25 protein-coding genes, 2 tRNA genes and 1 pseudogene are annotated in these 26,877 nt (G+C 60.0%); 10 read left to right on the top strand and 18 right to left on the bottom strand.

The features are described from left to right. Together ACIP8I_RS06550 and recX are read left to right on the top strand one after the other, a co-directional pair. Positions 1–390, top strand: a pseudogene (locus ACIP8I_RS06550) (DNA recombination/repair protein RecA); the annotation flags it as partial. An 8-nt stretch (positions 391–398) separates the two neighbouring features. Beyond that, the gene (gene recX, locus ACIP8I_RS06545) at positions 399–869 is read left to right on the top strand and encodes a recombination regulator RecX (protein ID WP_003222270.1); all 471 of its coding nucleotides are present in this window, start codon (positions 399–401) and stop codon (positions 867–869) included. Positions 870–924: 55 nt separating this feature from the next. On the opposite strand, the gene ACIP8I_RS06540 is transcribed toward recX, so the two are convergent. Next, entirely contained in the window at positions 925–2,043 is a 1,119-nt protein-coding gene (locus ACIP8I_RS06540) for a TIGR00730 family Rossman fold protein (RefSeq protein WP_400759601.1), read from the bottom strand. A gap of 352 nt (positions 2,044–2,395) precedes the next feature. Here ACIP8I_RS06540 and ACIP8I_RS06535 point away from each other — a divergent pair, with 352 nt between their 5' ends. After that, positions 2,396–2,590 carry a hypothetical protein gene (locus ACIP8I_RS06535; protein WP_007964369.1) on the top strand — a complete coding sequence of 65 codons (195 nt, stop codon included), beginning with the start codon at positions 2,396–2,398 and terminating at the stop codon, positions 2,588–2,590. On the opposite strand, the gene ACIP8I_RS06530 is transcribed toward ACIP8I_RS06535, so the two are convergent. Next, positions 2,591–3,016 carry a PA3611 family quorum-sensing-regulated virulence factor gene (locus tag ACIP8I_RS06530; RefSeq protein ID WP_007964371.1) on the bottom strand — a complete coding sequence of 142 codons (426 nt, stop codon included), beginning with the start codon at positions 3,014–3,016 and terminating at the stop codon, positions 2,591–2,593. It lies immediately after the preceding gene. Between the two features lie 189 nt (positions 3,017–3,205). Here ACIP8I_RS06530 and ACIP8I_RS06525 point away from each other — a divergent pair, with 189 nt between their 5' ends. The 3 genes from ACIP8I_RS06525 to ACIP8I_RS06515 all read left to right on the top strand — a co-directional run bounded on the left by ACIP8I_RS06525 (position 3,206) and on the right by ACIP8I_RS06515 (position 5,265). Further along, complete coding sequence (locus ACIP8I_RS06525; RefSeq protein ID WP_400759599.1) at positions 3,206–3,952, top strand: tRNA-uridine aminocarboxypropyltransferase; 747 nt, start codon at positions 3,206–3,208, stop codon at positions 3,950–3,952. A 225-nt stretch (positions 3,953–4,177) separates the two neighbouring features. Then, positions 4,178–4,828: a response regulator transcription factor ErdR gene (gene erdR / locus ACIP8I_RS06520; RefSeq protein ID WP_367083434.1), complete on the top strand. Its 651-nt coding sequence runs from the start codon at positions 4,178–4,180 to the stop codon at positions 4,826–4,828. A gap of 74 nt (positions 4,829–4,902) precedes the next feature. Further along, a complete protein-coding gene (locus tag ACIP8I_RS06515; RefSeq protein ID WP_003222276.1) occupies positions 4,903–5,265 on the top strand; it encodes a diacylglycerol kinase in 363 nt (120 codons plus the stop codon). On the opposite strand, the gene ACIP8I_RS06510 is transcribed toward ACIP8I_RS06515, so the two are convergent. After that, on the bottom strand, positions 5,262–6,188 hold the full coding sequence (locus ACIP8I_RS06510) for a LysR family transcriptional regulator (RefSeq protein ID WP_007964377.1): 927 nt from the start codon (positions 6,186–6,188) through the stop codon (positions 5,262–5,264). The two genes, ACIP8I_RS06515 and ACIP8I_RS06510, sit on opposite strands and share 4 nt — an antisense overlap. Positions 6,189–6,321: 133 nt before the next feature. Here ACIP8I_RS06510 and fpr point away from each other — a divergent pair, with 133 nt between their 5' ends. Continuing rightward, the gene (fpr, locus tag ACIP8I_RS06505) at positions 6,322–7,101 is read left to right on the top strand and encodes a ferredoxin-NADP reductase (RefSeq protein WP_007908723.1); all 780 of its coding nucleotides are present in this window, start codon (positions 6,322–6,324) and stop codon (positions 7,099–7,101) included. Between the two features lie 156 nt (positions 7,102–7,257). Here the strand turns inward: fpr and tsaA are convergent, their stop codons facing one another. From tsaA to rimO, 5 genes are all read right to left on the bottom strand, one after another. Beyond that, the gene (gene tsaA, locus ACIP8I_RS06500) at positions 7,258–7,956 is read right to left on the bottom strand and encodes a tRNA (N6-threonylcarbamoyladenosine(37)-N6)-methyltransferase TrmO (protein ID WP_400759596.1); all 699 of its coding nucleotides are present in this window, start codon (positions 7,954–7,956) and stop codon (positions 7,258–7,260) included. Positions 7,957–7,965: 9 nt separating this feature from the next. After that, on the bottom strand, positions 7,966–8,433 hold the full coding sequence (locus ACIP8I_RS06495) for a DUF1456 family protein (RefSeq protein WP_041072212.1): 468 nt from the start codon (positions 8,431–8,433) through the stop codon (positions 7,966–7,968). Between the two features lie 70 nt (positions 8,434–8,503). Beyond that, entirely contained in the window at positions 8,504–9,214 is a 711-nt protein-coding gene (locus tag ACIP8I_RS06490) for an rRNA pseudouridine synthase (protein ID WP_400759593.1), read from the bottom strand. A gap of 156 nt (positions 9,215–9,370) precedes the next feature. Continuing rightward, on the bottom strand, positions 9,371–9,844 hold the full coding sequence (locus ACIP8I_RS06485; RefSeq protein WP_400759591.1) for a GNAT family N-acetyltransferase: 474 nt from the start codon (positions 9,842–9,844) through the stop codon (positions 9,371–9,373). A 203-nt stretch (positions 9,845–10,047) separates the two neighbouring features. Beyond that, positions 10,048–11,385: a 30S ribosomal protein S12 methylthiotransferase RimO gene (gene rimO, locus ACIP8I_RS06480; protein ID WP_400759588.1), complete on the bottom strand. Its 1,338-nt coding sequence runs from the start codon at positions 11,383–11,385 to the stop codon at positions 10,048–10,050. 350 nt (positions 11,386–11,735) lie between these two features. Here rimO and ACIP8I_RS06475 point away from each other — a divergent pair, with 350 nt between their 5' ends. Next, on the top strand, positions 11,736–13,577 hold the full coding sequence (locus tag ACIP8I_RS06475; RefSeq protein ID WP_371921134.1) for a potassium transporter Kup: 1,842 nt from the start codon (positions 11,736–11,738) through the stop codon (positions 13,575–13,577). Between the two features lie 161 nt (positions 13,578–13,738). Here ACIP8I_RS06475 and ACIP8I_RS06470 read toward each other — a convergent pair whose 3' ends face one another. The 5 genes from ACIP8I_RS06470 to ACIP8I_RS06450 all read right to left on the bottom strand — a co-directional run bounded on the left by ACIP8I_RS06470 (position 13,739) and on the right by ACIP8I_RS06450 (position 19,171). Continuing rightward, positions 13,739–14,065, bottom strand: coding sequence for a DUF3077 domain-containing protein (locus ACIP8I_RS06470; protein WP_400759586.1), 327 nt, complete (start codon positions 14,063–14,065; stop codon positions 13,739–13,741). A 521-nt stretch (positions 14,066–14,586) separates the two neighbouring features. After that, positions 14,587–15,879, bottom strand: coding sequence for a virulence factor family protein (locus ACIP8I_RS06465; protein ID WP_400759583.1), 1,293 nt, complete (start codon positions 15,877–15,879; stop codon positions 14,587–14,589). Further along, positions 15,879–18,518: a bifunctional lysylphosphatidylglycerol flippase/synthetase MprF gene (gene mprF / locus ACIP8I_RS06460; protein ID WP_400759581.1), complete on the bottom strand. Its 2,640-nt coding sequence runs from the start codon at positions 18,516–18,518 to the stop codon at positions 15,879–15,881. The genes ACIP8I_RS06465 and mprF overlap by 1 nt, the downstream gene beginning before the upstream one ends. Before the next feature lie 279 nt (positions 18,519–18,797). Then, positions 18,798–18,874: transfer RNA gene (locus ACIP8I_RS06455), tRNA-Met, on the bottom strand. Between the two features lie 220 nt (positions 18,875–19,094). Continuing rightward, positions 19,095–19,171 (bottom strand) — tRNA-Met (locus tag ACIP8I_RS06450). Between the two features lie 280 nt (positions 19,172–19,451). Here ACIP8I_RS06450 and dinB point away from each other — a divergent pair. Further along, positions 19,452–20,513 carry a DNA polymerase IV gene (gene dinB, locus ACIP8I_RS06445; protein WP_400759579.1) on the top strand — a complete coding sequence of 354 codons (1,062 nt, stop codon included), beginning with the start codon at positions 19,452–19,454 and terminating at the stop codon, positions 20,511–20,513. A gap of 110 nt (positions 20,514–20,623) precedes the next feature. On the opposite strand, the gene ACIP8I_RS06440 is transcribed toward dinB, so the two are convergent. From ACIP8I_RS06440 to ACIP8I_RS06425, 4 genes are all read right to left on the bottom strand, one after another. Beyond that, positions 20,624–21,577, bottom strand: coding sequence for a hypothetical protein (locus ACIP8I_RS06440; RefSeq protein ID WP_007966680.1), 954 nt, complete (start codon positions 21,575–21,577; stop codon positions 20,624–20,626). Positions 21,578–21,594: 17 nt separating this feature from the next. Beyond that, positions 21,595–23,310, bottom strand: a complete 1,716-nt coding sequence (locus ACIP8I_RS06435; protein WP_400759577.1) for a proline--tRNA ligase — start codon at positions 23,308–23,310, stop codon at positions 21,595–21,597. A 129-nt stretch (positions 23,311–23,439) separates the two neighbouring features. Beyond that, complete coding sequence (locus ACIP8I_RS06430; RefSeq protein WP_007961922.1) at positions 23,440–24,999, bottom strand: AmpG family muropeptide MFS transporter; 1,560 nt, start codon at positions 24,997–24,999, stop codon at positions 23,440–23,442. A gap of 43 nt (positions 25,000–25,042) precedes the next feature. After that, positions 25,043–25,396 (bottom strand): MGMT family protein, encoded by a 354-nt coding sequence (locus ACIP8I_RS06425; protein WP_400759575.1) that lies wholly within the window; start codon positions 25,394–25,396, stop codon positions 25,043–25,045. 165 nt (positions 25,397–25,561) lie between these two features. Here ACIP8I_RS06425 and ACIP8I_RS06420 point away from each other — a divergent pair, with 165 nt between their 5' ends. Then, a complete protein-coding gene (locus tag ACIP8I_RS06420) occupies positions 25,562–26,569 on the top strand; it encodes a DUF481 domain-containing protein (protein ID WP_007961919.1) in 1,008 nt (335 codons plus the stop codon). Between the two features lie 142 nt (positions 26,570–26,711). Here the strand turns inward: ACIP8I_RS06420 and ACIP8I_RS06415 are convergent. Continuing rightward, the coding region (locus ACIP8I_RS06415) for a cold-shock protein (RefSeq protein WP_400759607.1) at positions 26,712–26,877 on the bottom strand (166 nt) is incomplete at its 5' end.

Here is a 26,877-nt window from a genome sequence, read left to right as displayed (position 1 = left end):
ATCCTCATTTCCTGCTCGGTGAAGGAATTCGACGATGTGGTCGGCAGCGAAACCCGGGTCAAGGTTGTGAAGAACAAGGTGGCTTCGCCGTTCCGTCAGGCCGAGTTCCAGATTCTTTACGGCAAGGGCATCTACCTCAATGGCGAGATGATCGACCTGGGCGTGCTGCACGGCTTCGTCGAGAAATCCGGCGCCTGGTACGCCTATGAAGGCACCAAGATCGGTCAGGGCAAGGCCAACTCGGCCAAGTTCCTGGCAGACAACCCGGAAGTCGCTGCCAAGCTCGAGAAGCAGCTGCGTGACAAACTGCTGTCGCCAGCGGTGATCGCGGACTCCAAGGCCTCTGCGGTCAAAGAGACCGAAGACGACCTGGCTGACGCTGATATCTGATAACAGCGATGACCACCGCCGTACTCGATACCCTCGTCGCGGTGCGGCGAACCGCCATGGACCTGCTCGCTCGACGCGAGCATGGTCGAGTCGAGCTGACGCGTAAACTGCGTCAGCGCGGCGCCGAGGCGGAAATGATCGAAACAGCCCTCGACCGGTTGACGGAAGAGGGGCTGCTTTCCGAAGCCCGTTACCTTGAAAGCTTTGTTTCCTACCGTGCCCGTTCCGGTTACGGCCCTTTGCGTATTCGTGAAGAGTTGGGCCAGCGTGGTTTGCAACGCGCCGATATCGAACTCGCCCTGCGTGAAAGCGGTATCGACTGGCAGGAGCAGCTTCGGGAGACGTGGCAGCGCAAGTTCTCCGGGCATTTGCCGATTGATGCCAAGGAACGCGCCAAACAAGGCCGCTTTCTAGCCTATCGGGGCTTTTCGATGGAGATGATCAACCGCTTGTTCAGCGGCAGAGGGATGGACGATTAAGTCGGTTGAACAAAAACGGCCCGCTATGAAAATAGCGGGCCGTTTTTTTTTGCCTTCAGATTACCTTTGATGGCTCACGGGCACGTTGAGTGGTCTGCGGTTTGCTGTGAGCCCAGTTTTCCGGGAGGTTGATGTAATCCACCAGTTCCCTGAGTCGGCCATGGTTCCGGGCATTGAACGCGAAGGCCAGCCGCACCAGATGGCTGTACTGCGCTTCGTCGTGTTCCTCGCCGCTGTAGGCGTGTTGATGGAACTGGTCGCTCAGGCACAGATCGGCAAAGGCTTGCTGCATATGTTCCAGTGCCTGCTCGCTGAGCTTGTGATGCATACGAATCACGAACTGACGCTTGAGCCAGCGGCTGGAGTGGAAGTTGCTGTAGAACTGGTTGATCTGCTGCACCGCCTCGTCGACGCTGTAGACCAGTCGCATCAGTTGCAGGTCGGTGGGCAGGATGTAGTGGTTTTCTTCGAGCTGCTGACGAATGAAATCCAGGGCGCCTTGCCAGAATGTACCCCCCGGCACGTCCAGCAACACCACGGGCACCAGTGGGCTTTTGCCGGTCTGGATCAGTGTCAGTACTTCCAGTGCTTCGTCCAGGGTGCCGAACCCGCCAGGGCACAGCACCAGCGCATCGGCTTCCTTGACGAAGAACAGTTTGCGGGTGAAGAAGAAATGGAATGGCAGCAGGTTGCCAGTGCCATTCACGGTCGGGTTTGCATGTTGTTCGAAGGGCAGGGTGATGTTGAACCCGAGACTGTGATCGCGCCCGGCGCCTTCGTGCGCGGCAGCCATGATCCCGCCACCCGCACCGGTGATGACCATCATGTCTGATCGGGTCAGGGCTGCGCCGAGTTCACGGGCCATTGCATACAGGGGGTGCTCGACCGGCGTGCGCGCCGAGCCGAATACCGTGACTTTGCGTCGTCCCTTGAATTGTTCCAGCACCCGGAACGCCTGCTCCAGTTCGCGCAGGGCTTGCAGGGTGATCTTGGCGTTCCAGCGGTTGTGATCTTCCTGGGCCATGCGCAGCACGGTCAGGATCATGTCGCGGTAAATCGGCAGGTTCGGGCTGTCGGGAGAAACCTGAGTGAGTTGTTCTTCGACCCTGCTGATGAGGTCGGGGAGTTGTTCCTGAAAATGCCGGCTGAGCAGGTCATTCGGTTGGTAAGGCATTCAACGTCTCCTTCTGCACAGAGCGGTGGCTCTGACGTGCGGCGTCAGTGCCGCGCTGCAAAAACACACACGATCGGCAGTTCCTTTGCTGCCGTGAACAGATGATCGGGAATACTTTGAATCTAGACCCTTGCACGCAATTGCGCTGACTTCATCATTGCCATGCAGACTCGCTCCAGGCAACCGCTCATTGTTCTTTGCCGCAATGAATTCACCGCTCGTCCGAACGTCCACCGTAGAGCAATCGCTCTGATTTACTGACTTACAGGCACCGTACGACAGTTTTGCGACAACGTCTGTACGCAAGGTGCACGCTTTTCAAGGATTCGCGGGTGGCAAGGAGGCGGGATAGATGGCCAGAGTGGTTCTGGAAATCGATACGCAGTTGTATCGGATGCTGAAAGCATCAGCCGAGACCAATCAAGTGAGTCTCGAAGAGGAGTGCTGCCGTCGGCTGGCAGGGGGAGAGCGACGCTCTCGTTATTTGCAGGCCCTGGTGGCCGAATTGCGCGCCGAGGATGAACAACGGCGCGCCAACACCGGATGATTACTTCTTCTTCGCCGGGGCCGCTTTCGGGCAGTCGGAATCCTGGTAGCTGGCCGAACCGATGGCCTTGTTGGTTTTATATTCACTGAAGTCGTAACGCATGACCGCGCCTTTGGCCATCAGCTTGCGGTACGACGGGTTATTGCACACCGAAGCACCCAGCTGGAAATACACCGCTTTTGGATCAGCGCGCATCTTTTCGGCGTGGCTTGCCTGCACGCTCAGGTGGTTGATCAGGGTGATGCCTTCAACGGTGTAGCCCTGATCGAGAATGTCTTCGTTGATCGCCCGTGGTGTGCCGACGCTGCTTTGTTCAGCGATGTTGCGCAGTTCGCGATTCAGATTCTGCTCTTTCAGGGACGCAGCCTGTGCGCTGAAGGACAACGCCAATGCGATGGCCGCGGTAGGAACGATAAGGCGCAGCATGAAACTCTCCTGATTCAGTGACTGGTGGTTCGACCAGCCCCGTGGCTGTGCGTTCAGTGGCGGCGAATTATAGGGGAGCCGGTCTGGACGGTACAGGCTTGTGCCCGTTGCTCTGATAAACTGGCGATCTTTATTGCCTTGCCGAGTGTTGTTCGTGTCGAGTTTTCCTGCCTCCGGGCGCTGTCTGCAATGAATCATGCCCCCAACGCCGTCGCCCGCCTGCGCGACCAGCGCGAAGATGAAGGTATCAAGCCGATTCAGGCCCGGGGTTTTCGCTCCGAGCGTTGCCGCGACTGTCGGGTGATCATCAGCCATTGCCTGTGTGCCTGGCGCCCGACGGTCGACACCCGTTCCGGTGTGTGCCTGATCATGACCGGCAAGGAAGTGTTCAAGCCGAGCAACACCGGCTGGCTGATCGCCGATGTGGTGCGCGACAACCATGCATTCATCTGGTCGCGCACCGAGCCGGACGAACAGATGCTGGCGCTGCTCAACGATCCGCAATGGCAGCCGTATCTGGTGTTTCCCGGCGAATACGTCGAGCCGTCGCGGGTAACCAACACCGTCGCACTCGATAGCAGCAAGCGACCGCTGTTCATTCTGCTGGACGCGACCTGGACCGAGGCGCGCAAGATCTTCCGCAAGAGTCCGTACTTCGACCGCTTGCCGATTCTCAGCCTGCTGCCCGATAAACTTTCGCGCTATCGCCTGCGCCGTTCCACCCGCAGCGAGCATTTGTGCACCGCCGAAGTAGCGGCGTTGTGCCTGGAACTGGCAGGCGACAGCGACGCCGCGTCGGCACTGGACGCCTATTTCGATGTGTTCAGCCAGCATTATCTGGGCGCCAAACAACAGCTGGATCTCAACGAGTCGACGCCGGCCCATGCCGAGTTGTTGCCTTATATACGAAAGCCGCAAGCGGTGTTGGCCCCATAGTGGCCCATACTTCACCCAGCGGCGGCCGTGCTGCTTGACCACCCCGGCTTCGCTGGGCATGCTTGGCGCCGATTGGGGCGCGGCCAAGGTTTGAAACGCCGTGTTTGCAAGAGATTGGCGTTGAACGTGCCCCTGTGGATATCGCTTCAAAAGCGGCATCTCGAGTTGCTTTGGCCAGACCGGAATGCGCCGCGTCTGCCATCAAAAAACAGGATCATTTGAAAAATGGCCACATACGACATCCTGATTGCCGATGATCACCCTCTGTTTCGCAGCGCACTGCATCAGGCAGTGACCCTGGGTCTTGGCCCGGACGTTCGACTGGTGGAGGTGGCGAGCATCGCCGAGCTGGAAGCACGCCTGACCGAAAAATCCGACTGGGATCTGGTCTTGCTGGACCTGAACATGCCCGGGGCGTTCGGCTTTTCCGGGTTGGTCATGCTGCGCGGTCAATATCCGCAGATTCCGGTGGTGATGGTCTCGGCGCAGGAAGAAGCGTCAGTCATGGTCAAGTCCCGTGAGTTTGGCGCCAGTGGCTTCATTCCCAAGTCCAGCGACCTCAGCGTGATTCAGCAAGCCGTGCGCAAAGTGCTCGATGGCGATGTGTTCTGGCCGCCGCAGGCGTTCGAAGCGGTGAGTGTCTCTGACGAGGCCAAGGCCGCCAGCGACGGTCTCGCCAGCCTGACGCCGCAGCAGTTCCGCGTGTTGACCATGGTCTGTGAAGGCTTGCTGAACAAGCAGATCGCCTATGAGTTGAACGTGTCCGAGGCGACCATCAAGGCCCACGTCACCGCAATTTTTCGCAAGCTGAACGTGCGCACCCGGACACAAGCGGCATTACTTCTGCAACAACTTGAGTCAATTCCGAGCCAATAATGGCGGTCGTCTTCACGCTTTTTTGACTTTTGTTGCTCTAGCTTTCCCACTCCTTTCTGGTTGGTTTTTACGTTATGTCACCTTTCAAGGGCCAGACCGGCCTGAAACGCATCCTCAACGCTTCCGGTTACTCGCTGGACGGCCTGCGCGCAGCCTTCACCGGCGAAGCAGCGTTCCGCCAATTGGTGCTGCTCAATGTGGTGCTGATTCCGTTGACGTTCTTCCTGAATGTCAGTCGCGTTGAACAGGCGCTGCTGATCGCCGTGTGCCTGCTGGCGTTGATCGTCGAGCTGCTGAACTCGGCAGTGGAAGCGGCCATTGACCGCATTTCCCTGGAATTGCACCCGCTGTCGAAAAACGCCAAGGACATGGGCAGCGCCGCGCAATTCGTGGCCCTGAGCATGATTGCCCTGGTGTGGGCGGTGATTCTGCTTTAAGCGATACTTGGCAAGACGATCTCGTCGCTGCGCTGCACCCCGGCGGTGAAAGCGCGGCACAGATCGAGAAACTCGCGCATGGCCGAGGTCTGGTATTTCTGCTTGTGCCAGATGAAGTAAAACTGCCGGGCCAGATCCAGATCCGGGGTTTCCACCGCCACCAGACTGCCACGGCGGAACGCATCACGCAGCGCCAGCCGTGAAATGCAGCCAATCCCCAATCCTGATTCCACCGCGCGTTTGATCGCTTCGGTGTGTTCCAGCTCCAGACGGATATTCAGCGCACTGCGATGGTGACGCATGGCCTGATCGAAGGTCAGCCGTGTGCCGGAGCCTTGTTCACGCAGGATCCACGCTTCGTGGGTCAGCTCTTCCATGGTCGCACTGCCGCGTTTGGCCAGCGGATGTTGCGGCGCACAGAACACCACCAGCTCATCCTCGACCCAGCTCTGCACTTCAATGTCCGGGTGGCTGCAGTCGCCTTCGATTAGACCCAGATCAATTTCATAGTGGGCCACTTGATGCACGATATTGGCGGTGTTCTGCACATGCAGTTTCACCTGGCTTTCCGGATGGCGCTGCATGAAGCCGCCGATCAACAGGGTCGCCAGATAATTGCCGATAGTCAGGGTGGCGCCCACTGACAGTGAGCCGAAACCGGATTTGCCGTTGAGCAGGTCTTCGATTTCCTTGGACTGGTCGAGCAGGGCCACCGCTTGCGGCAACAGCTGTTTGCCGAGGGCGTTGAGGCTCAGCCGTTTGCCGGCGCGATCGAACAGCTGGCAGCTGGACTGGCGCTCCAGTTCGGTGATCGAGGTGCTCGCCGCCGATTGCGAGAGGTTGAGCAGACCCGCAGCACGGGATACGCTTTCCTGCTGGGCGACGGCGACGAAGACTTGCAGTTGACGAAGAGTAAATCGCATATCGATATAACCGATAACCCTTATCTTAATAATCCAGTTAACAGATATTGTCGTCGCTATTAGAATGCGTTGCAATTGCGCACTGTCGGCCGCAAAGCCGAGCGCAGACCCAATATCCAGGAGTCCCACGTACATGAGCAACATGAACCACGAGCGTGTCCTCAGTGTTCATCACTGGAACGACACTCTGTTCAGCTTCAAGTGCACCCGTGATCCGGGCCTGCGCTTCGAGAACGGTCAGTTCGTGATGATCGGCCTGCAACAGCCCAACGGCCGCCCGCTTATGCGCGCTTACTCGATCGCCAGCCCGAACTGGGAAGAGCATCTGGAGTTCTTCAGCATCAAGGTGCAGGACGGTCCGCTGACCTCCCAACTGCAGCACCTGAAGGAAGGCGACGAGATCATCATCTCGAAGAAGCCTACCGGCACTCTGGTGCTGGACGACCTGAACCCGGGCAAGCATCTGTACCTGCTGAGCACCGGCACCGGTCTTGCGCCATTCATGAGCGTGATCCAGGACCCGGAAACCTACGAGCGCTTTGAGAAAGTGATCCTGGTGCACGGCGTGCGCTACGTCAACGAAGTCGCCTACCGCGAATTCATCACCGAGCACCTGCCGCAGAACGAGTTCTTCGGCGAAGCGCTGCGTGACAAGCTGATCTACTACCCGACCGTGACTCGCGAGCCGTTCGAGAACCAGGGCCGTCTGACCGACCTGATGCGCAGCGGCAAGCTGTTCAGCGACATCGGCCTGCCACCGATCAACCCGCAGGACGACCGCGCGATGATCTGCGGCAGCCCGAGCATGCTCGACGAGACCAGCGAAGTGCTCGACAGCTTCGGCCTGAAGATCTCGGCGCGGATGCGCGAGCCGGGTGACTACCTGATCGAGCGTGCGTTCGTCGAGAAGTAAGAAACAAAATGTAGGAGTGAGCCTGCTTGCGATAGGGCCGTGTCAGTCGGTATCAATCTTGACTGACCCAACGCAATCGCGAGCAGGCTCACTCCTACAGAAAAGCGAAAGCCCGCGTTGCCTGAGAAGGCAGCGCGGGCTTTTTCGTTTCCGGGATTACGCCGAGGCGGGGATGACTTCCAGCACGCAAATCTGCTCCGGCGTCGGGTAATGCCAACGCACGTCCAGATCCCAGAACTGCGCGCCGTACTCGCGCTCAGGCGCCGGCGTCTGATACGCCGGGCGCGGATCCTGAGCCAGGCACTGCTCGATCAACTCGACCAAAGGCTCGCCAAGGCGCTGAGCATGCCCGTGCGCCTGTTGCAGCGCGGCGTCCGTCCACTGCACGTCAATCAGCTGTGGCGCGGCGCTGGCGATGCTGTTGGAGGCTTCGGGGATGATATCGGCGTAAGGCACATAAGGTTTGATGTCGAGAATCGGCGTGCCGTCGAGCAAGTCGATCCCCGAAATGAACAGCCGATTGGCCTCGACCTTGTCCAGCTTCACCACTGACTGCCCGATGCCATTGGGCCGATGCGTCGCACGGGTGGCGAACACACCCATCGACCTGTTACCGCCCAGCCGTGGCGGGCGCACTTTCAGGCGCGGCTTTTCTTCCAGGGCCTGATGAAACAGGAACAACAGCCAGACATGGCTGACCTGCTCCAGCCCCTGCACGGCATCCCCCTGATCGAACGGCGCCACCAGTTCCAGTACGCCACGGGCGGCGGGGGCCAGTTGCGGCTGGCGCGGGATGGCGAACTTCTCCTTGAAGCAGGAGCGTACGAAGCCGATAGGGGAGACGCTGTAAGTCATGCTCGGTGATCAGCCGCGAACGCGCAGGGTCAGGCCCTTGAGGAAGTTACGCAGCAACTGATCGCCGCATGGACGGTAGTTGGTGTGGCCGACCTTGCGGAACAACGCGCTCAGCTCAGGCTTGGACACCGGGAATTCGGCAGCTTTGAGGATCGCGTGCATGTCGTCTTCTTTGAGTTCGAAGGCCACGCGCAGCTTTTTCAGGATGATGTTGTTGGTCACCGGCACTTCGATCGGTTGCGGCGGACGGCTTTCGTCCTTGCCGCGCTTGAAAATCACCAGACCGTCGAGGAAGTGCGCCATGACTTCGTCCGGGCAGCGCACGAAGCCTTCTTCGTCTTCTTCTTTCTTGTCGAGGTACGCGACGACATCCTTCAGCTCCACGTCCAGGCCGCCGAGCTTGATGATCTCGATGACTTTCTTGTCGCTGATGTCGAGCATGTAGCGCACGCTGCGCAGTACGTCGTTATGAATCATGTGGGTAATCCTGATAATCGTTGTGGGCAACGCGCAGGCACGCTGCCGGAATGTGTGGGCAACGGAGGCTTCAGAACTTCTCTTTGCCGGACAGGTAGCGCCATTGGCCGACCGGGACCTTGCCGATCGACACACCGCCGATGCGGATGCGGCGAATGCCGATGACCTTCAGGCCAACCGCTTCGCAAAACTGGGCGATGATCCCCGGCTGCGGATTCTTCATGGCGAAGCGCAGGCGGTTTTCGTTCTGCCAGCTGGCCTTGACCGGCGGCAGTTCCTTGCCCTTGTGCGTGAGCCCGTGCTGCAGGCGGTTGAGACCGTGAGCAACCATGTCGCCTTCGACTTCGACCACGTATTCCTGCTCGATCTTGGCGGCGTCGGCGGTGAGCTTGCGCAGCACTTTCCAGTCCTGAGTGAACACCAGCAGTCCGCTGGCCTTGGGCTGCAGATCGGCGCTGGCGGTCAGGCGCAGAAAATGCCCGCGCAACGGACGTTTGCCGTAGCGGTGTTCTTCGCTGAGGGTGTCGGCGCCGAGCGACTGCATGGCGTCTTCAGCGCTCATGCCGGCCGGCACGTTGAGCAGGATGGTCACCGGCTCTGGCGCGGTGGCCTTGGCGTCCTTGTCGAGTTCGACTTTCTGGTCGTCGACCTTGAATTGCGGTTCGTCGATCACTTCGCCGTCCACGGTGACCCAGCCGCCCTCGATGAACAGCTCGGCCTCCCGGCGGGAGCAACCGACCAGTTCGATGAGGCGTTTGGAGAGGCGAATCGGGTCAGTCATGACAGGGCCGTAACAAAAAAGGGGTGGGCATTGTACCTGCCTGGCGCCGGTTAAGCCCGGTTCCATTTGTAGGAGCTGCCGAAGGCTGCGATCTTTTGATCTTTAAAGGCAAAGATCGCAGCCTTCGGCAGCTCCTACACAGGGCGATGTGTTATGTCAGGCATGGCTGGAGCGCTGCTGACTCTGGCGCAAGCGCATATGCAGCAACGGGTACGGCTGGCCCATGCCATCCACTTCCGAGCGCCCGATCACTTCAAAACCCTGCTTGAAGTAAAACCCCAACGCCTGTGGGTTTTGTTCGTTGACGTCCAGTTCATCGGCGTTCAGGTGCTGCATGGCGTAATTCAGCAATTTCTTGCCCAGCCCCTGACCACGGTGCGCCGGGTCGATGAACAGCATTTCAATCTTGCCCGCCGCCACCCCGGCAAAACCGGTAATGCGTTGATTGGCGTCCTTGGTGCAGATCAGCATCACTGCATCGAGGTAGCGAGTGAGCACCAGATTGCGCAGCAACTCGATGTAGCTGTCCGGCAGAAAATCATGGGTCGCGCGGACCGAGGCCTCCCAGACCCGGGTCAGTTCCTGATAGTCGCTGAGTTTCGGCGTGTGAATGACCGAATGCTGACGCATGCCCGATGGCCTCTTTCCAGTGGATAAGCGGGATTCCTTCCCACAGCAAACGATAGCCGTAAAAAAGCCCCGCATCTCGTAAAAAAGAGCGAGGCTTTTGATATCAGCGCAATCCCTGTAGGAGCTGTCGAGTGAAACGAGGCTGCGATCTTTCAAGAGCAAAAGATCGCAGCCTTCGGCAGCTCCTACAGGGGGTGCGGTGTTTAGATCTGTTCAGCCCACAGGTCGTATTCGTCGGCGTCAGTCACCTTGCACCAGACCTTGTCGCCCGGCTTGAGGTTGCTGCCGTTGTCGATGAACACGTTGCCGTCGATTTCCGGGGCATCGAAGAAGCAGCGGCCAACCGCGCCTTGCTCGTCGACTTCGTCCACCAGCACTTCGATCTCGCGACCGATGCGCATCTGCAGGCGTGCCGAGCTGATCGCCTGCTGGTGCGCCATGAAGCGCTCCCAACGGTCCTGCTTGACGTCGTCCGGCACTACTTCCAGATCCAGATCATTGGCCGGCGCGCCTTCCACCGGCGAGTACTGGAAGCAGCCGACGCGGTCGAGTTGGGCTTCGGTCAGCCAGTTCAGCAGGTACTGGAAGTCTTCTTCGGTTTCGCCCGGGAAGCCGACGATGAAGGTCGAACGGATGATCAGGTCCGGGCAGATTTCGCGCCAGTTCTTGATCCGCGCCAGGGTTTTGTCTTCGAACGCCGGGCGCTTCATCGACTTCAGCACTTTCGGGCTGGCGTGCTGGAACGGGATGTCCAGGTACGGCAGGATCTTGCCGGCGGCCATCAGGGGGATCAGCTCGTCAACGTGCGGGTACGGGTAAACGTAGTGCAGACGGACCCACACGCCGAGGGTGCTCAGTGCTTCGCAGAGTTCAGTCATGCGGGTTTTCACCGGCGCGCCGTTCCAGAAACCGGTGCGGTATTTCACGTCGACGCCGTAGGCGCTGGTGTCTTGCGAAATCACCAGCAGCTCTTTGACGCCGGACTTGACCAGACGCTGGGCTTCGTCGAGCACGTCGCCCACCGGACGGCTGACCAGTTTGCCGCGCATCGACGGGATGATGCAGAAGCTGCAGCTGTGGTTGCAGCCTTCGGAAATCTTCAGATAAGCGTAGTGACGCGGAGTCAGCTTGATGCCTTGCGGCGGCACCAGGTCGATCAGCGGGTTGTGATCCTGACGCGGCGGCACCACTTCGTGCACGGCGTTGACCACTTGCTCGTACTGCTGCGGACCGGTGACGGACAGCACGCTCGGGTGCACGTCGCGGATATTGCCTTCTTCCACGCCCATGCAGCCGGTCACGATGACCTTGCCGTTTTCCTTGATCGCTTCACCGATCACTTCCAGCGACTCAGCCTTGGCCGAGTCGATGAAACCGCAGGTGTTGACCACGACCACGTCAGCGTCCTGATAGGTGGACACCACGTCATAGCCTTCCATGCGCAGCTGGGTCAGGATGCGCTCGGAGTCGACCAGTGCTTTCGGGCAACCCAGAGATACGAAGCCAACCTTTGGATTGGCCGGCGCAGGAGTGGTGGACATGTCTAACCTCGGTGTTTTGTGACGTCGCTTGCCGTGTGGGAAAACCGACGGATGGGCGCTTAGGGTGCGCCTCTGATCAAAAAGTGCGCAATTCTAGCGATGAGCAACGCACTTGACCAGCTTTATGCAGGGAAATACGACGAGTGCTGCGCTATGCTTCGCGCCGTTGAGCTTTACCAATTTTTTACAGTCAACAAAACGTCTGTAACAACAGGTAAAACAGCGCATGCTGCACCACAAAGCATAGTGCTTCATTCAAAGAAGCCGGTTCTGAGAAGTAGGAGTGTTGGATGGGTCAGGCAAGTAGTCAGGCGGCGGGCGCCGAGCATTCGGCTGCAAAACCGCTGAGCATGCTGGTCGCGGCAGTCGGAGTGGTTTACGGCGACATCGGCACGAGCCCGTTGTACACCCTCAAAGAAGTGTTTTCCGGCGGCTATGGCGTGCCCGTCAATCACGACGGGGTGCTGGGCATTCTGTCGTTGATCTTCTGGTCGCTGATCTGGGTCGTCTCGATCAAGTACATGATGTTCGTCCTGCGCGCCGACAACCAGGGCGAGGGCGGCATCATGGCGCTCACCGCGCTGGCACGGCGTGCGGCGGGGGAGCGCAGGAAGTTGCGTTCGTTGCTGGTGGTTTGCGGACTGATCGGCGCGGCGCTGTTTTACGGCGACAGCATGATCACCCCGGCGATTTCCGTATTGTCGGCCATTGAAGGCCTGGGGCTGGCGTTCGACGGCATCGACCACTGGGTGGTGCCGCTGTCGCTGGTGGTGCTGGTCGGGTTGTTTCTGATCCAGAGCCACGGCACGGCGCGGATCGGCATTCTGTTCGGGCCGATCATGGTCACCTGGTTCCTGGTGCTCGGCGCCCTCGGCGTTTACGGCATCAGCCATTACCCGGAAGTGCTGCACGCGATGAATCCGGTCTGGGCCGTGCGCTTTTTCATGGTTCACACTGGCATGGGCGTGGCGATCCTCGGCGCCGTGGTGCTGGCGCTGACCGGTGCCGAAGCGCTGTACGCCGACATGGGCCACTTCGGGCGCAAGCCGATTGCCCGTGCGTGGTTCCTGCTGGTGCTGCCGGCGCTGGTGCTGAACTACTTCGGTCAGGGCGCCTTGCTGCTGGAAAACCCGGAAGCGGCGCGTAACCCGTTCTACCTGCTGGCGCCGAGCTGGGCGCTGATTCCGCTGGTGGGGTTGTCGACCCTGGCCACGGTGATCGCTTCGCAAGCGGTGATTTCCGGTGCGTTCTCCCTGACCCGTCAGGCGATCCAGCTCGGCTACATTCCGCGCATGTACATCCAGCACACCTCCAGCGACGAGCAGGGCCAGATCTACATCGGCGCGGTGAACTGGTCGCTGATGGTCGGCGTTGTGCTGCTGGTACTCGGCTTCGAATCCTCAGGTGCACTGGCCTCGGCTTACGGCGTGGCGGTAACCGGCACCATGCTGATGACCACCATTCTGGTGTCGGCGGTCATGCTGCTGCTGTGGAAGTGGCCACCGATCCTCGCGGTGCCGGTGCTGATCGGTTTCCTGCTGGTGGACGGTCTGTACTTCGCCGCCAACGTGCCGAAAATCGTCCAGGGCGGTGCGTTCCCGGTCATCGCCGGTATCGCCCTGTTCGTGCTGATGACCACCTGGAAGCGCGGCAAGCAATTGCTGGTCGAACGCCTCGACGAAGGCGCGCTGCCGCTGCCGATCTTCATCAGCAGCATCCGCGTACAACCGCCGCACCGCGTGCAGGGCACTGCGGTGTTCCTCACCGCGCGCTCCGACGCCGTGCCACATGCGCTGTTGCACAACCTGCTGCATAACCAGGTGCTGCACGAGCAAGTGGTGCTGCTGACCGTGGTCTACGAAGACATCCCGCGCGTGCCGCCATCGCGGCGCTTCGAAGTCGAGGCCCACGGCGAAGGCTTCTTCCGCGTCATCCTGCACTTCGGCTTCACCGACGAGCCGGACGTGCCACAGGCGCTGAAGCTGTGTCATCTGGATGAACTGGATTTCAGCCCGATGCGCACTACTTACTTCCTCAGCCGCGAAACGGTGATCGCCTCGAAACTCGAAGGCATGGCCCGTTGGCGCGAGGCGCTGTTTGCGTTCATGTTGAAGAATGCCAACGGCAACTTGCGGTTCTTCAATCTGCCGCTGAACCGGGTGATTGAGTTGGGGACGCAGGTGGAGATGTAGCCGCGCCCTGACTGGAAAGCCCCCGTCAGCCTTGTGGCTGGCGGGGGCTTTTTTGTGGGCGGCAACTTCAGATCAAAAGATCGCAGCCTTCGGCAGCTCCTACAGGTTTCGCATTCCATGTAGGAGTTGCCGAAGGCTGCGATCTTTTGATCTTCAAACCTCTACAGGCTTTCAGGTATCTCTGTTTCAGACTCGGTCTTCGTGCGCGCAGGTCGCGGCATCAATGCCTGAATCACGTCATCAAGCAAAGCCTTGCCCATCACCGTCAGGTAATGCGCAGCCCAGGCGTGGCGGTCGGTGTCTCTGGTGAAGGCAGCGTCTTCGGTGAATGATTTGGCGAGGGACAGCAGGTCGGAGGATTGGGACAGTGCATCGAGGATCGGGATGCCAGAGCGGACATTGAAGAACGCTTGATCCGAGTGGTAGAGGAAGGGGGTGAAGCCGATGGTTTTAACGTTTGCGGGTCCGTGCAGATCAGTTTCGGTCATCGTGTTACTCCTTGGTTCGAAGTGCCGCGACTTTCGTTACCACACGAAAGGGAGGCGACTGTACGCAGGGTGGTAAACCGGGAACCAAGGAAACCGGCACGCTCGAAAGCGTCCCACGCACAGCCGCCATTACTCGATAAGCGGGCTCTTGCGCTGGTTTCTCCGGGTTACCACACCCGATCGCTGAATGGGTCAGCGACATCCGGAGAGTATCCCGTCAAAAAACAGCGCAATAGAGCCGCAAAGCGCCCAAACACGAGTTTCGGAGTTTGCCTACAAGGTCTGTGGGCGTCATCCGATATTGCGAAACTGGAAGTAAACGAAACTAAACATCTGGCACGAAACTGACCCTGTGGGAGCGGGCTTGCTCGCGAAGGCGTAGTGTCAGTCGACGAACCCGTTAGCTGACACGCCGCCTTCGCGAGCAAGCTCGCTCCCACAGGGAAATGTGTGGATTGCCGGAATGTAAAAAGCCCCCGCAATCGTGAGGCTGCGGGGGCTTTTTGTGCTGCCGGCTCAGATCACTCTGCCGGCTGATCCTTGCTCTGACGCTTCTCGATCAAGTCCACCAGACGCTTGGCCAGCGCCGGGTAGTTCTCGTCGAAGTGGTGGCCGCCGGGCAGTTTCACCGCTTCGCCAACGGCAGTCTTGTCGGTGCAGCCGCTTTCGTCGGTTTCTTCGGCGCCGTAGATGCACACCACTTTGGCGGCAGGCAGCTTGGCCATTTCCGGGCCGGTGGCGGCTTCTTTGCCGGCGTTGCCGAGCCAGCCTTCGACTTCGATTTCGAAGCTGCCGGTGCGGGCGAAAGCCAGCAGAATGATGGCGTCGACGCGTTGCTGCTCGGTGTCCGGCAGACGGTTGTAGATCGCCGGCAGGACGTCGGCACCGAACGAGTAACCGGTGAGGATGAAGCGCTTGGTGCCCCATTTCTGCCGGTAATGCTGCATCAGTTCGGTCAGGTCCAGCGCGCTTTGCTCCGGGCTCTTGTGTTGCCAGTAGTAGCGCAGGGTGTCGATGCCGACCACCGGGTAGCCGATCTTGGCCATCTCGCCCGCTACGTCGCGGTCGAGGTCGCGCCAGCCGCCATCACCGGACAGGAACAGGGTCACGGTGTCTTTGGCCTGACCGGCCGGCACTTCAACCACCGGGATCGCCAGACCGCCGTTGGCCTTGTCGCCGCCAACGAGGATCTTGCGCAACTCGTTGTTCAGCACTTGCGGCAGGTTGATGTCGTAGTCGCTGATACTGGTTTCGGCGTTCGGTTGATCGCGCACGAAACCGGCGCTGGTGTCGTCCGGGTTGTCGTTCCACGCCACCAGCCAGTGGCCGTGGGCGGCGGATTTCGGCAGCAGGTGGGTGCAACCGGGTTTTTCCAGCGCCAGGTCGACCGAGATCGCCTGGGCCTTGTCGTCCTTCTGCTCGGACAGCCAGCGCCAGGCCAGTACCGCACCAGGGCCGATACCGCTGACCAGCGTGGCCGGGCCATTCAGTTCGCGCAGGCCGGTTTGCAGGGCGCGGCTCTGTTGCAGGCAGTCCTTGGGCAGAATCACCTGAACGATTTGCGCCGAGGCGCTGCGGCTCAGGGTGCTCAGTTGGTTGTCGGTCAGCTTCTGGTCGTCATTGACCGCGACCAGCACCTGAGCCTTGGGCTGGGTGCCGGGAATGACGCGGGTCATGACCGTGCCGTCGGCGGCCGTTTTTGCTTCGAGCGTCGGTTGCGGTGCCGGGCGTTTGAGGTACCAGTAACCGCCGCCGGCAATCACGGCCAGCACGATCAGTGCGGCCAGGATGTACTTCAGGGAGCGTTGAATCATCAGCGTTTCACCAATCCAGTCAAGCCGCCCGCGATCAGGGCGGCAGTATCGGCCAGCGCCACCAGCGGATCGAGTCCGGCGGGCACTGCCATATAACGGGGTTCCCAGTCAGGCTGGAACTTGTCTTTGAAGCGGCGCAAGCCTTGGAAGTTGTACAGCTGCTCACCACGGCGGAAGACCATCGAGCCCAGACGCTGGGTCAGCGGTGCACCACGCCGGGGTTGCAACCCCGACAACGGCACCATGCCCAGGCTGAAGCGCGCGTATCCGTGACTCTTATAGTGTTGAATCAGGCCGACCATCAGGTATTCCATGGTCAACTTGGGGGCGTCCGGGTGCGAGCGCATCAGATCGAGGCTGGCCAGGTCATGGCTGTAAGTCTCGAGCAGGTTGGCGAACGCCACCGGGCGACCTTCGAAGCGGATCACCGCAATGCGGAAATGCTTCAGGTAATCGTCGCTGAAACGGCCGAGGGAGAAACCTTTCTCGCGCACGTTCTTGCCGGTCAGCCACGCATCGGAAATCACTTTCAACTCGTCCATCGGCGCCAGGCCCGGCTCATGGATTTCCAGCGACAGACCGTCACGGGTGCCACGGTTCCAGGTGTAGCGCAGGTCCTTCATCTCTTTGCCTTTGGCTTCCAGGTCAAAGCGATGCAGATCGACCCGGGCTTCTTCGCCGAGCTTGATCGCGGTCAGGCCGATGTCCATGTAGTACGGCAGGTTTTCGGCGCGTACCTGATAGAACACCGGACGTGCGTGATGGATGTCGCACAGGTCGCGGAACTGCCAGATCATTTCCGCACGTTGCTGGCCGGGGCCGATCGGGTCGTACAGCGCTACCAGACTGCGGCCGCGGCGGGCGTACATCAGGAAGGCTTCGTCGTTGGGATGGAACAGCAGCGCCTTGTCGCCGGTCAGGGCGAGGCCGCCGTCAGGTTGCGACGAGGCCATCAGGATTTTCGCCGCGCGATCGAGTTCGTCAGGTGTCGGCAGGTGAATCACCGGGCGTGCGGTACGCAGCAGCCAGGTCAGGGCGATCACCAGCAGCAGCACGGCAGCACCGAGCAGCGAACGCAGGCCGCGCGGGGCGTCAGCGTCAAGGGTGAACTGCCACCACAGTTGATGGCTGTATGGAACGTCCTGATAGGCGAACAGCAGCAGCCAGGTCGAGGCGCCGAGGACGCACAGGCTGGCCACCAGATACAGCGGCGAGAACGGCAGTTCGGTCAGGCGGCTCGGGCGATAGAACGAACGGCGGAACACCCCCAGCAACGCAGCGGTGAGTGTCATCAGCGTGGCTTCTTCCCAGTCGAAGCCTTTGAGCAGCGAGAGCAGGGCGCCGACCAGCAACAGGATGGTGGTCAGCATCCATGCGGCTGACAGGCGACGGCGCAGGCCCTGCGCCAGCATCAGGCACAGCACACCGATCAGGCTGGCGCCGAAGTGCGAGGCGTCGACCAGGCGATGCGGGATCAGAAAGCCGATGTGTTCAAGACGCGTGTCGATCTCCGGGGTGGCGCCGGAAAACAGCAGTACCACACCGGACAGGAACACCAGCACCGCCAGAATCGGCGCGGCCAGACCGGACGCTGCGCGCATGGTCTGGGTCTGGAACAGGCGCTGGCCTTCGTTGATCAGCAAAAACAGGCAGGCCACCAGCAGCGGCAGCACCACATAGATCAGACGATAGAGCAGCAGGGCGGCGGCGAGTGGCGCGGCCCCGAGGGTATCGGCGAACGCGGCCAGCAGGATCGCTTCGAAAACCCCTACACCCCCCGGTACGTGACTGAGGACACCCGCGGCCAGGGCCAGCAGGTACACCAGCAGGAAGGCGCCGAACGGCGGGGCTTCCGGCAGCAGCAGGTAGAGCACGGTGGCGGCTGCGGCGACGTCGAGGGCGGTAATGATCAGTTGCAGGAAGGTCAGGCGTCGGCCCGGCAGGCGCAGCGTCCGGCGACCGGCCCTGACCAGCAGGTTGTCGCGGTACGGTTGCTCGGGCAAGCGGCGGCGATAGATGCCGACGGCCAGAATCGCGCCCAGACCCAGCACCACCATGGCGATCGTGCCAAGCAGGGCCTCTGACAGACCCAGTGCGGTGGAGGCGGCGGGCAGATCGCTCAGGGTCGCGAGAGCGGCCAGCGGTGGCAGGGCACACCCCAGCGACAGGCTGGCGAACAGGGTCATGTGCGCGACTTCCGACGCCCCCAGACCATGACGTGCATATAAACGGTAGCGCACCGAGCCGCCAGACAGCAGCGACAGACCGATGGCATTGCCAATCGCAAACGCGGTGAAACCGCCCAGCGCCAGAGTGCGTGGCGGCAGCGTCACGCCGGCATAGCGGCTGGCGGACCATTCATAGCCCAGCAAAATGATGAAGCCGACAACTGTTGCACCCACTGCACCGAGCAAGGCCGGTTTCGGCACGGCCAGGATCGAGTCGTGGAGTGCGTAGAGATCGAGCTCGCTCAGCAGATGGCGACAGGCAATCAGCGCAATGGCAAACAGCAGCAACGTGACCGCCAGACCGATCGGCTGGCGATATTTGCTCAACCGATCCAGCAAGCGCAGGCGCTCGGGTTTGATCGGATGTTCTGCTGTGACGGTGTCTTGTGAATCAGACGAGTTGGCGCGCATCAATCACCTCTTGGATTGTGCGCGACAGGATGGAGGTATCCAGCCAAGTTACCAATCCCTGTAGAAAAAAATAATCACAAAATACTACGCCTCTCATCCGGGATCGGCGAGGGCGGGTCATGGATTGCAGACGTCTTGCCTGCGACTCAAGCATAGTCGCAACTTGGCGGGTCTGATGATCCTGAGCGTTTCACTGCAGCGTGACAGATCATTGTTGCGAAAGGACTTTTTCCACAGATACAAAAAAGGCCACTCTTTCGAGCAGCCTTTTTTGATGTTTGGTTGCGGGAGCCGGATTTGAACCGACGACCTTCGGGTTATGAGCCCGACGAGCTACCAGACTGCTCCATCCCGCGTCTGTGTGGCGGCATTCTACAGGCGAACGGCGAGGTGTCAACCGCTAATCCCGTAATGGGTCAAATAAGTGTGAATTTGCGTCAAACGGTCGCAGCCCATCGGTAAGTTTCGGAAATGCAACGAATTCCTGTTCGCCCGGATGTGCGTGATGCGGAGGCCGGTCTGAAAAACAGACAGGCACAAAAAAGGCCACTCTTTCGAGTAGCCTTTTTTGATGTTTGGTTGCGGGAGCCGGATTTGAACCGACGACCTTCGGGTTATGAGCCCGACGAGCTACCAGACTGCTCCATCCCGCGTCTGTGTGTCGGCATTCTACAGAGGATCGCCGGGGTGTCAACCTTGAATCTGGATAAATCTGTTCCTGTTCAATCGCTTAGCGCTTTTTGCAGTGCAGGAGAAGGGCGCGCAGGGCAGGTGGGGCAAGGCTTTCAGCTCTATCGGTCGGTGATTTTCGATTGAGAAAATAAATTCATGGTTGTTTTCCTACAACCTGAAAAGAACCTTCAGACCACTGGTGCTATATACAGGTGCGAGTGAGATACTGCGTTTCCGGCTCGCCATGTTTCCTTTTCTGTCATGACCCAGCGAAAAATCATCCACGTCGACTGTGACTGTTTCTACGCCGCCATCGAGATGCGCGACGACCCGAATCTGGCCGGCAAGCCTCTGGCGGTAGGCGGATCGGCAGATCGACGTGGGGTCATTGCCACCTGCAACTATGAAGCGCGAGCGTATGGCGTACGTTCGGCAATGTCGTCCGGGCATGCCTTGAAACTGTGCCCCCACCTGACCATCGTCAAGCCGCGCATGGAGGCCTATCGCGAAGCCTCGAAGGAAATCCATACGATCTTTCGCGATTACACCGACCTGATCGAGCCACTGTCGCTGGATGAGGCTTATCTCGACGTCTCCGACAGCGCGCATTTTGGCGGCAGTGCCACGCGCATCGCCCAGGATATTCGGCGGCGGGTTTCCAATCAGTTGCACATCACTGTTTCGGCGGGTGTCGCGCCGAATAAGTTTCTGGCCAAGATCGCCAGCGACTGGAGGAAGCCCAACGGGTTGTTCGTGATTACCCCGGATCAGGTCGAGGATTTCGTCAGTGGCTTGCCGGTGAGCAAATTGCACGGCGTCGGCAAAGTCACTGCCGACAAACTGGGCAAGCTCGGCATCGTCGATTGCCTGCAACTGCGCGAGTGGGACAAGTTGGCGCTGGTGCGTGAATTCGGCAGTTTCGGTGAGCGACTCTGGAGTCTGGCCCGTGGGATCGATGATCGGTTGGTGCACAACGACAGCCGCCGTCAGTCAATCAGTGTGGAAAACACCTACGACGTCGATCTGCCGGATCTGCGCAGTTGCCTCGACAAACTGCCGGAGCTGCTGGAAACCCTGAAAACCCGCATGGAGCGGATCGACAGCAGTTATCGCCCGGGCAAGCCGTTCGTCAAAGTGAAGTTCCATGATTTTACTCAAACCACACTGGAGCAGGCCGGGGCAGGGCGCGATCTGGGCAGTTATCAGTTGATGCTGACGCAGGCGTTCAACCGGGGCGGGAAACCGGTGCGGTTGTTGGGGGTGGGGGTCAGGCTGGAGGATTTGCGCGGTGGGTTTGAGCAGATGGAGCTGTTTGAGCGGTAGATCGTTAAAGCAAAAGATCGTCCGAACGCGGCCCGAGCCTGCGGCAGCTCCTACAGGGGGAACGTATTCCAATGTAGGAGCTGCCGCAGGCTGCGATCTTTTAACAAAGCTTAATTCGGTCCCGGATCGGCAACCAGGCGCCCCGCATCCTTGGTCAGCGACTTGAGAAATTCCGCCTGCAACTCAGGATCGTTGCGCGTCAGTTCGATCAGGCTTTGCTCCAGCTCGCTGGCCTCTTCCTCCAGACCCAGTTCCGACAGACGCTTGACCCGGTGTACCCACTGGCTCACTTCGTCGTCTTCCAGATCGTCGTAAATCAACCCGTGCGCTTCGAGCAACTTGCTGCGCAAATGGCTGCTGATCGCCAGGGATGAATCGCTGTGCACGTCATCCTTGCCGTCTTCGACGCTGATCTGCAGCTTGCCGATGTGATTCAGGTCATTTTCGGCGAACGGACTGTCCAGCAGGTTCAGGCGCAGCACGCCGTTGCGGTCGGTGGTCATGTCGAAGGTCTGCTTGCCGGCCTTGACCTGCACCGGGCGCTCGCTCCACGGCAGGCTCGAATACTCCATGCGTTTGTCGCGCTGGACTTCATCGATACCGGCCAGGTTCTGTTGCGCACGACCGTGGGACTGCACGTTCATGAACGGGTTGACCCCGGCAATGCCGTAGTTCAACCAGTCCTTGGTCACGCTGTCCGGCAGGTTGCCCAGAGCGAATACGTTGACCACATTGGCGCCGATACCGGCGACCACGGCCACTGCGCCCAGCGGGATCTCGTAGATTTCGCGCCAGGGCTGATAAGGCGTGTAGCGATCGTAACGACGGGTGACTTCGAACTCGGTGACTTCGAAGGTCTTCTGTTCGTTGATTTTCACGCGACGCTGCGGCAGCTCGAGCTCCTTGGGCTCACCGACATCGATCTGCAGGCTGTGATCGAGCAATTTGCGCTCGACCCGCTCTTCGTGCTCGCTGCGCTGTGACATCTGATTGGCACAGCCGCTGACCAGCAGGGCGCCGCACAAGGCGGCACCACCGAGGCCCAAGGTGTTTCGCTTGAACATGAGGTCTCTATCTGGATTCAGCGGCGGATACGGGCCTGAAGGAAGGACAGCACATCGGCGACCGGCAGCGCTTGCGCTTCGGCCTCGGTGCGGCTCTTGTATTCCAGGTTGCCTTCGGCGAGGCCGCGGTCACTGACCACGATCCGGTGAGGAATGCCGATCAGCTCCATGTCCGCGAACTTGATGCCCGGGCTGGTTTTCTTGTCGCGATCGTCCAGCAGCACTTCGAAACCGGCCGCCGTCAGTTCTGCGTACAGCTTGTCAGTGGCTTCGCGCACCTGCTCGGTTTCGTAACGCAGCGGTACCAGAGCGATCTGGAACGGCGCCAGGGTGTCGCTCCAGATGATGCCTTTTTCGTCGTTGTTCTGCTCGATGGCGGCAGCGACCACGCGGGATACGCCGATACCGTAGCAACCCATTTCCAGGGTGACCGGCTTGCCGTTCTCGCCCAGCACTTCGCACTTCATCGCCTTGCTGTACTTGTTGCCCAGCTGGAAGATGTGCCCGACTTCGATGCCGCGCTTGATTTCCAGGGTGCCTTTGCCGTCCGGGCTTGGGTCACCGGCCACGACGTTACGCAGGTCGGCAACGGTTGGAACCGGCAGATCGCGCTCCCAGTTCACGCCGAAGTAGTGCTTGTCGTCGATGTTCGCACCGATGCCGAAGTCGCTCATCAGCTCGACCGAGCGGTCGATGATGACCGGCAGCGGCAGATTCAGCGGGCCGAGCGAACCGGCGCCGGCGCCAATGGCGTCACGCAGTTCGGCATCGGAAGCCATGACCAGCGGGCTGGCCACGCCTGGCTGATTGGCAGCCTTGATTTCGTTGAGCTCATGGTCGCCACGGATGATCAGGGCAATCAGCTTGCCTGGCTCTTCGGCGTGGACGATCAGGGTCTTGATGGTCTTTTCAATCGGCAGATTGAATTTTTCCACCAGCGCGGCAATGGTCTTGGTGTCTGGAGTGTCGACCAGGCGCAGCTCTTCGGCCGGCGCTGGACGCGAGGTTTCGCGTGGCACGGCTTCGGCTTTCTCGATGTTCGCCGCGTAGTCGGAGCCGTTGCTGAAGACGATGTCGTCTTCGCCGGACTCGGCCAGTACGTGGAACTCGTGGGAGCCGGCGCCACCGATCGAGCCGTTGTCAGCTTCAACCGGACGGAATTTCAGGCCCAGACGGCTGAACACGTTGCAGTACGCCTGATGCATGCGGTCGTAGGTGACCTGCAGCGAAGCCTGATCGGCGTGGAACGAGTAGGCGTCCTTCATGATGAATTCGCGGCCGCGCATCAAACCGAAGCGTGGGCGGATTTCGTCACGGAATTTGGTCTGGATCTGGTACAGGTTGATCGGCAGCTGTTTGTAGCTGCTCAACTCGTTGCGCATCAGATCGGTGATCACTTCTTCGTGGGTCGGGCCCGCGCAGAAGTCGCGACCGTGGCGGTCTTTGATGCGCAGCAACTCAGGGCCGTATTCTTCCCAGCGTCCCGATTCCTGCCACAGCTCGGCCGGTTGGGTGCTCGGCATCAACACTTCAAGAGAGCCGGCAGCGTTCATCTCTTCGCGAACGATGGCTTCAACCTTGCGCATTACCCGCAAGCCCATCGGCAGCCAGGTGTACAGGCCCGAAGCGAGTTTGCGGATCATGCCGGCGCGCAGCATCAGCTGGTGGCTGACGACGACCGCATCGGAAGGCGTTTCTTTCTGTGTGGCGAGCAAAAATTGACTGGTGCGCATGGTTGGCCGTTGTCGGTTGCTATGACTGGAAATGACGGAGCAGTGTACCGGCGAGATTTGCCGACGTACAGGATTGCGCTCGGCGGTGAGGCGCTACGGCGGGAATCCTCCCGCCGTAGCTGAAATGTCCTACGACTCTTCGACGACGGAGGTTGGTGCAGGCTCTGGCGTTGGCGTCGGGCCCGCACGGCGATTTTCCTGGAACCAGTGCAGGGCGATCAGCAGCAGTGTCGGCACGCCGAGCAGTGCGGTGATCATGAAGAAGCTGTGGTAGCCGAACTTCTCGACCATCACCCCTGAATAGCCACCCATCAGGCGTGGCAGCAACAGCATGATCGAACTGAGCAGGGCGTACTGGGTGGCCGAGAACTTCAGGTTGGTCAGGCTCGACAGGTAGGCGACGAACGCCGAGGTCGCAAGCCCTGAACTGAAGTTGTCGAGGGAAATGGTGACCACCAGCATCTTCAGGTTCGGCCCCATATCGGCGAGCATCACGAACAGCAGATTGGTTGCCGCCGAAGCCGCGCCACCGATGAACAGGATCGGCAGGATGCCGAAGCGCACGATCAGCAGACCACCCATGCCGGCACCGACGAGGGTCATGATCAGGCCAAAGATCTTGCTGACGCTGGCGATCTGGTCCTTGGTGAAGCCCTGGTCGATGTAGAACACGTTGGCCATCACGCCCATCACCGTGTCGGACATCCGGTAGGTGGCGATCAACCCGAGCAACAACAATGCCTGCCAGCGGTAGCGCAGGATGAAATCGTTGACCGGCGTCAGCACCGGGGCCAGGCCGCGACGGCCCATGGTCGACAGGCACAGACCGGTGAGCAGGGTGTAGAGAATGGCGCGCAGGAAGGCGCGGTCTTCGAGCAGCAGGTCGAGCGGGCTCATGTTGCCGAACAACACGCTGGCGAAATCGGTGTTGTACAGCTGGGTAAACATCGCCGGAACTGACACCAACAGCACGATCAGCACGAATACCGAGGCCAGTTGATGCACAAAGCTGTAGCGACCGGCCTGCAGCTGCGTGCGCAACGGCACCGGCGGCTCGCGCATCAGCAGCGAAGTCAGCAGGGCAGGGACCATCAACACGCCGAACAGGGCGTAGGTGCCGGTCCAGGCCGAATGTTGATAGTTGAAGCCGGTGGAGCCGAAGCCTTCGGCGAAGAACAGTGCGCCCGCCGTGGCCAACAGGGCGGCGACGCGATAGCCGGACATGTAACTGGCCGCCAGCGCAGCCTGCCGGCTGTCGTCGGCGATTTCCAGGCGATAGGCGTCGACCGCGATGTCTTGGGTGGCGGAGGCGAAAGCGACGATAACGGCAATCGCAATCAGCCAGGACAGGTGTTTCTGCGGGTCACAGAAGCCCATGCCGATCAGGCCCAGAATCACCAGGGTTTGCGAGAGCACCAGCCACGAACGGCGGCGGCCCAACTTGCCCAATAAAGGCAGGCGCCATTGGTCGAGCAGCGGTGACCAGACCCATTTGAAGGCGTAGGCCAGGCCGATCAGGCTGGCGTAGCCGATGGTTTCACGGGCAACGCCGGCCTCACGCAGCCAGACGGAAAGCGTCGAAAACACCAGCATGTACGGCAGGCCGGCAGCAAAACCGAGCAACAACAGCACGAGCGTCGAGGGACTGGCATAGGCGGCGAGCGCGGCGCGCCAGGTTTTACGGGGCATGGGCTGAAGTCTGCCTCAAGATTGCGAAAACAAAGCGCGCACTCTAACCGCTGTGCTCTACCGGACGCCAGCCATGGCGCTGAATATCCACACGATTGTTCAGGACGGTGACGCCTTCAGAGCGTAATCGTGCCCGTTGTTCGTCCCCCGAGGGGCTGCCCAGCGGCAGGCTGATCCGACCGCCGGCACCCAGTACCCGGTGCCACGGCAGTTTGGTATCGCCGGGTAATTGGCTCAGGGTCCGACCGACCCAGCGGGCGGCGCGCCCCAGGCCTGCGAGTTCAGCCAACTGACCATAGCTGACCACCTTGCCTTCAGGTACCTGGGCAAGGGTCGAATAAAGCGCCGTGCGTCGGATTTGCGCCTCGCTTTCATCGGGATGGTTCGGCTCTTTCACCTGCGCGATTCCTGAACATCTGTCGGGTCGATGGGCTCAAGCGTAATCGCTCGTTGGCCAGATGAGAAATGAACTCAATGGAAATCGCCCGGTCAGTCCTTGTCAGGGTCTTATTCCCACGGATAATGCCGACCTTTTTCGCAAACTTGAGCCCTCGATCCGCTTATGTTGTCCAGAACCTTGCTGTGCCTTGCTGTCTTCAGTGCCTCCACGCCGCTGCTTGCCGATACCGTCTGGTTGAAAAACGGTGACAAGTTGAGCGGCAAGATTTCCGTTTTCGATGGCGGCAAATTGCTGATCCAGACCCAGTATGCTGGTGCGGTCAGCATCGACTGGAAAGAGGTCAAGACCCTGCAAAGCGATCAGGAGCTGCTGGTCAAACAGGACGCCTACAACGGTGAAAAAGCCAAGTCGCTGACCGCTGCCGATGATGGCAAGGTCACCTTGGCCAACGGCGAAGCGCCGAAAACCGTGGAGCTGGCGAGCATTCAGCAGATTCTCAAGCCGAAACCGGTGGTCGAGGATCTGGTGTGGAAGGGTAACGTTGGCCTGGCGCTGGATTATCAGCGTGCGGAAAAGGATACCGACGACTACGACATCGACTTCAAGACCACCGCGCGCCATGGCCGCTGGAGGCACACCGCCGAGGGCGAATACAACCGCGAAGTGCAGGACGAGCAGGTCACCACCAATAACTGGCGCGCCGAATACGCACTCGACCGCTTCCTGACTGACAAGTGGTTCTGGCAGGGTCGCCTGAACTACAAGCGTGACTACGTTGAAGAGCTGTCGCGTCAGCGTGTGGTCGGTACCGGTCCGGGTTACCAGTTCTGGGATGACGAACTGGGCGCGTTCTCGCTCGGCTCGCTGCTCAACCGCACCGATTACGAGTACAGCGATGGCGGCAAGGACAACTTCTACTCGGTCGCCATGAAGTGGGATTACAACCGTTACCTGATCGGAAAAAAAGTCGAGTTCTTCACCAATGGCGAACTGGGCAAGCCGCTGTCTGACGTAGCCAACTACGCGCTGGATGCCGAGATGGGCTTGCGCTACAAGGTCACCGACTGGGCCTCGCTCAACCTCAAGGCCGAACGCGACATCATCAGTGGTACCAAGGACGCAGATTTGAACAAGACCCGCTATACCGCAGGGTTTGGCGTGGCCTGGTAAGGCGCAAACAAAAGATCGCAGTCTGCGGCAGCTCCTACAGGAGGGCTGTCGAAGGCTGCGATTTTTTTTGCGCTTGAAAAACACGCGCCCACAAAAAAGCCCCGCTTTTGAGGGCGGGGCTCTTTTCTAAAGACGCTACAAGTTAGATAACTTGTACTTCTTCAGCTTGCATGCCTTTCTGACCGCGGGTAGCGATGAAAGAAACCTGTTGGCCTTCTTTCAGGCTTTTGAAGCCGTCGGATTGGATAGCTTTGAAGTGAACGAACAGGTCGTCACCGGATTGGGGAGTGATGAAGCCGAAGCCTTTT

The organism is Pseudomonas sp. NPDC088414 (genome assembly GCF_044753325.1).
GTDB lineage: Bacteria > Pseudomonadota > Gammaproteobacteria > Pseudomonadales > Pseudomonadaceae > Aquipseudomonas.
This window is presented reverse-complemented; position numbering and strand designations above follow the sequence as displayed.

Coding starts and splice junctions, on each gene's coding strand:
- recX (WP_003222270.1), top strand. CDS start 399: ATGACCACCGCCGTACTCGATACCCTCGTCGCGGTGCGGCGAACCGCC.
- ACIP8I_RS06540 (WP_400759601.1), bottom strand. CDS start 2,043: ATGCCTTACCAACCGAATGACCTGCTCAGCCGGCATTTTCAGGAACAA.
- ACIP8I_RS06535 (WP_007964369.1), top strand. CDS start 2,396: ATGGCCAGAGTGGTTCTGGAAATCGATACGCAGTTGTATCGGATGCTG.
- ACIP8I_RS06530 (WP_007964371.1), bottom strand. CDS start 3,016: ATGCTGCGCCTTATCGTTCCTACCGCGGCCATCGCATTGGCGTTGTCC.
- ACIP8I_RS06525 (WP_400759599.1), top strand. CDS start 3,206: ATGAATCATGCCCCCAACGCCGTCGCCCGCCTGCGCGACCAGCGCGAA.
- erdR (WP_367083434.1), top strand. CDS start 4,178: ATGGCCACATACGACATCCTGATTGCCGATGATCACCCTCTGTTTCGC.
- ACIP8I_RS06515 (WP_003222276.1), top strand. CDS start 4,903: ATGTCACCTTTCAAGGGCCAGACCGGCCTGAAACGCATCCTCAACGCT.
- ACIP8I_RS06510 (WP_007964377.1), bottom strand. CDS start 6,188: ATGCGATTTACTCTTCGTCAACTGCAAGTCTTCGTCGCCGTCGCCCAG.
- fpr (WP_007908723.1), top strand. CDS start 6,322: ATGAGCAACATGAACCACGAGCGTGTCCTCAGTGTTCATCACTGGAAC.
- tsaA (WP_400759596.1), bottom strand. CDS start 7,956: ATGACTTACAGCGTCTCCCCTATCGGCTTCGTACGCTCCTGCTTCAAG.
- ACIP8I_RS06495 (WP_041072212.1), bottom strand. CDS start 8,433: ATGATTCATAACGACGTACTGCGCAGCGTGCGCTACATGCTCGACATC.
- ACIP8I_RS06490 (WP_400759593.1), bottom strand. CDS start 9,214: ATGACTGACCCGATTCGCCTCTCCAAACGCCTCATCGAACTGGTCGGT.
- ACIP8I_RS06485 (WP_400759591.1), bottom strand. CDS start 9,844: ATGCGTCAGCATTCGGTCATTCACACGCCGAAACTCAGCGACTATCAG.
- rimO (WP_400759588.1), bottom strand. CDS start 11,385: ATGTCCACCACTCCTGCGCCGGCCAATCCAAAGGTTGGCTTCGTATCT.
- ACIP8I_RS06475 (WP_371921134.1), top strand. CDS start 11,736: ATGCTGGTCGCGGCAGTCGGAGTGGTTTACGGCGACATCGGCACGAGC.
- ACIP8I_RS06470 (WP_400759586.1), bottom strand. CDS start 14,065: ATGACCGAAACTGATCTGCACGGACCCGCAAACGTTAAAACCATCGGC.
- ACIP8I_RS06465 (WP_400759583.1), bottom strand. CDS start 15,879: ATGATTCAACGCTCCCTGAAGTACATCCTGGCCGCACTGATCGTGCTG.
- mprF (WP_400759581.1), bottom strand. CDS start 18,518: ATGCGCGCCAACTCGTCTGATTCACAAGACACCGTCACAGCAGAACAT.
- dinB (WP_400759579.1), top strand. CDS start 19,452: ATGACCCAGCGAAAAATCATCCACGTCGACTGTGACTGTTTCTACGCC.
- ACIP8I_RS06440 (WP_007966680.1), bottom strand. CDS start 21,577: ATGTTCAAGCGAAACACCTTGGGCCTCGGTGGTGCCGCCTTGTGCGGC.
- ACIP8I_RS06435 (WP_400759577.1), bottom strand. CDS start 23,310: ATGCGCACCAGTCAATTTTTGCTCGCCACACAGAAAGAAACGCCTTCC.
- ACIP8I_RS06430 (WP_007961922.1), bottom strand. CDS start 24,999: ATGCCCCGTAAAACCTGGCGCGCCGCGCTCGCCGCCTATGCCAGTCCC.
- ACIP8I_RS06420 (WP_007961919.1), top strand. CDS start 25,562: ATGTTGTCCAGAACCTTGCTGTGCCTTGCTGTCTTCAGTGCCTCCACG.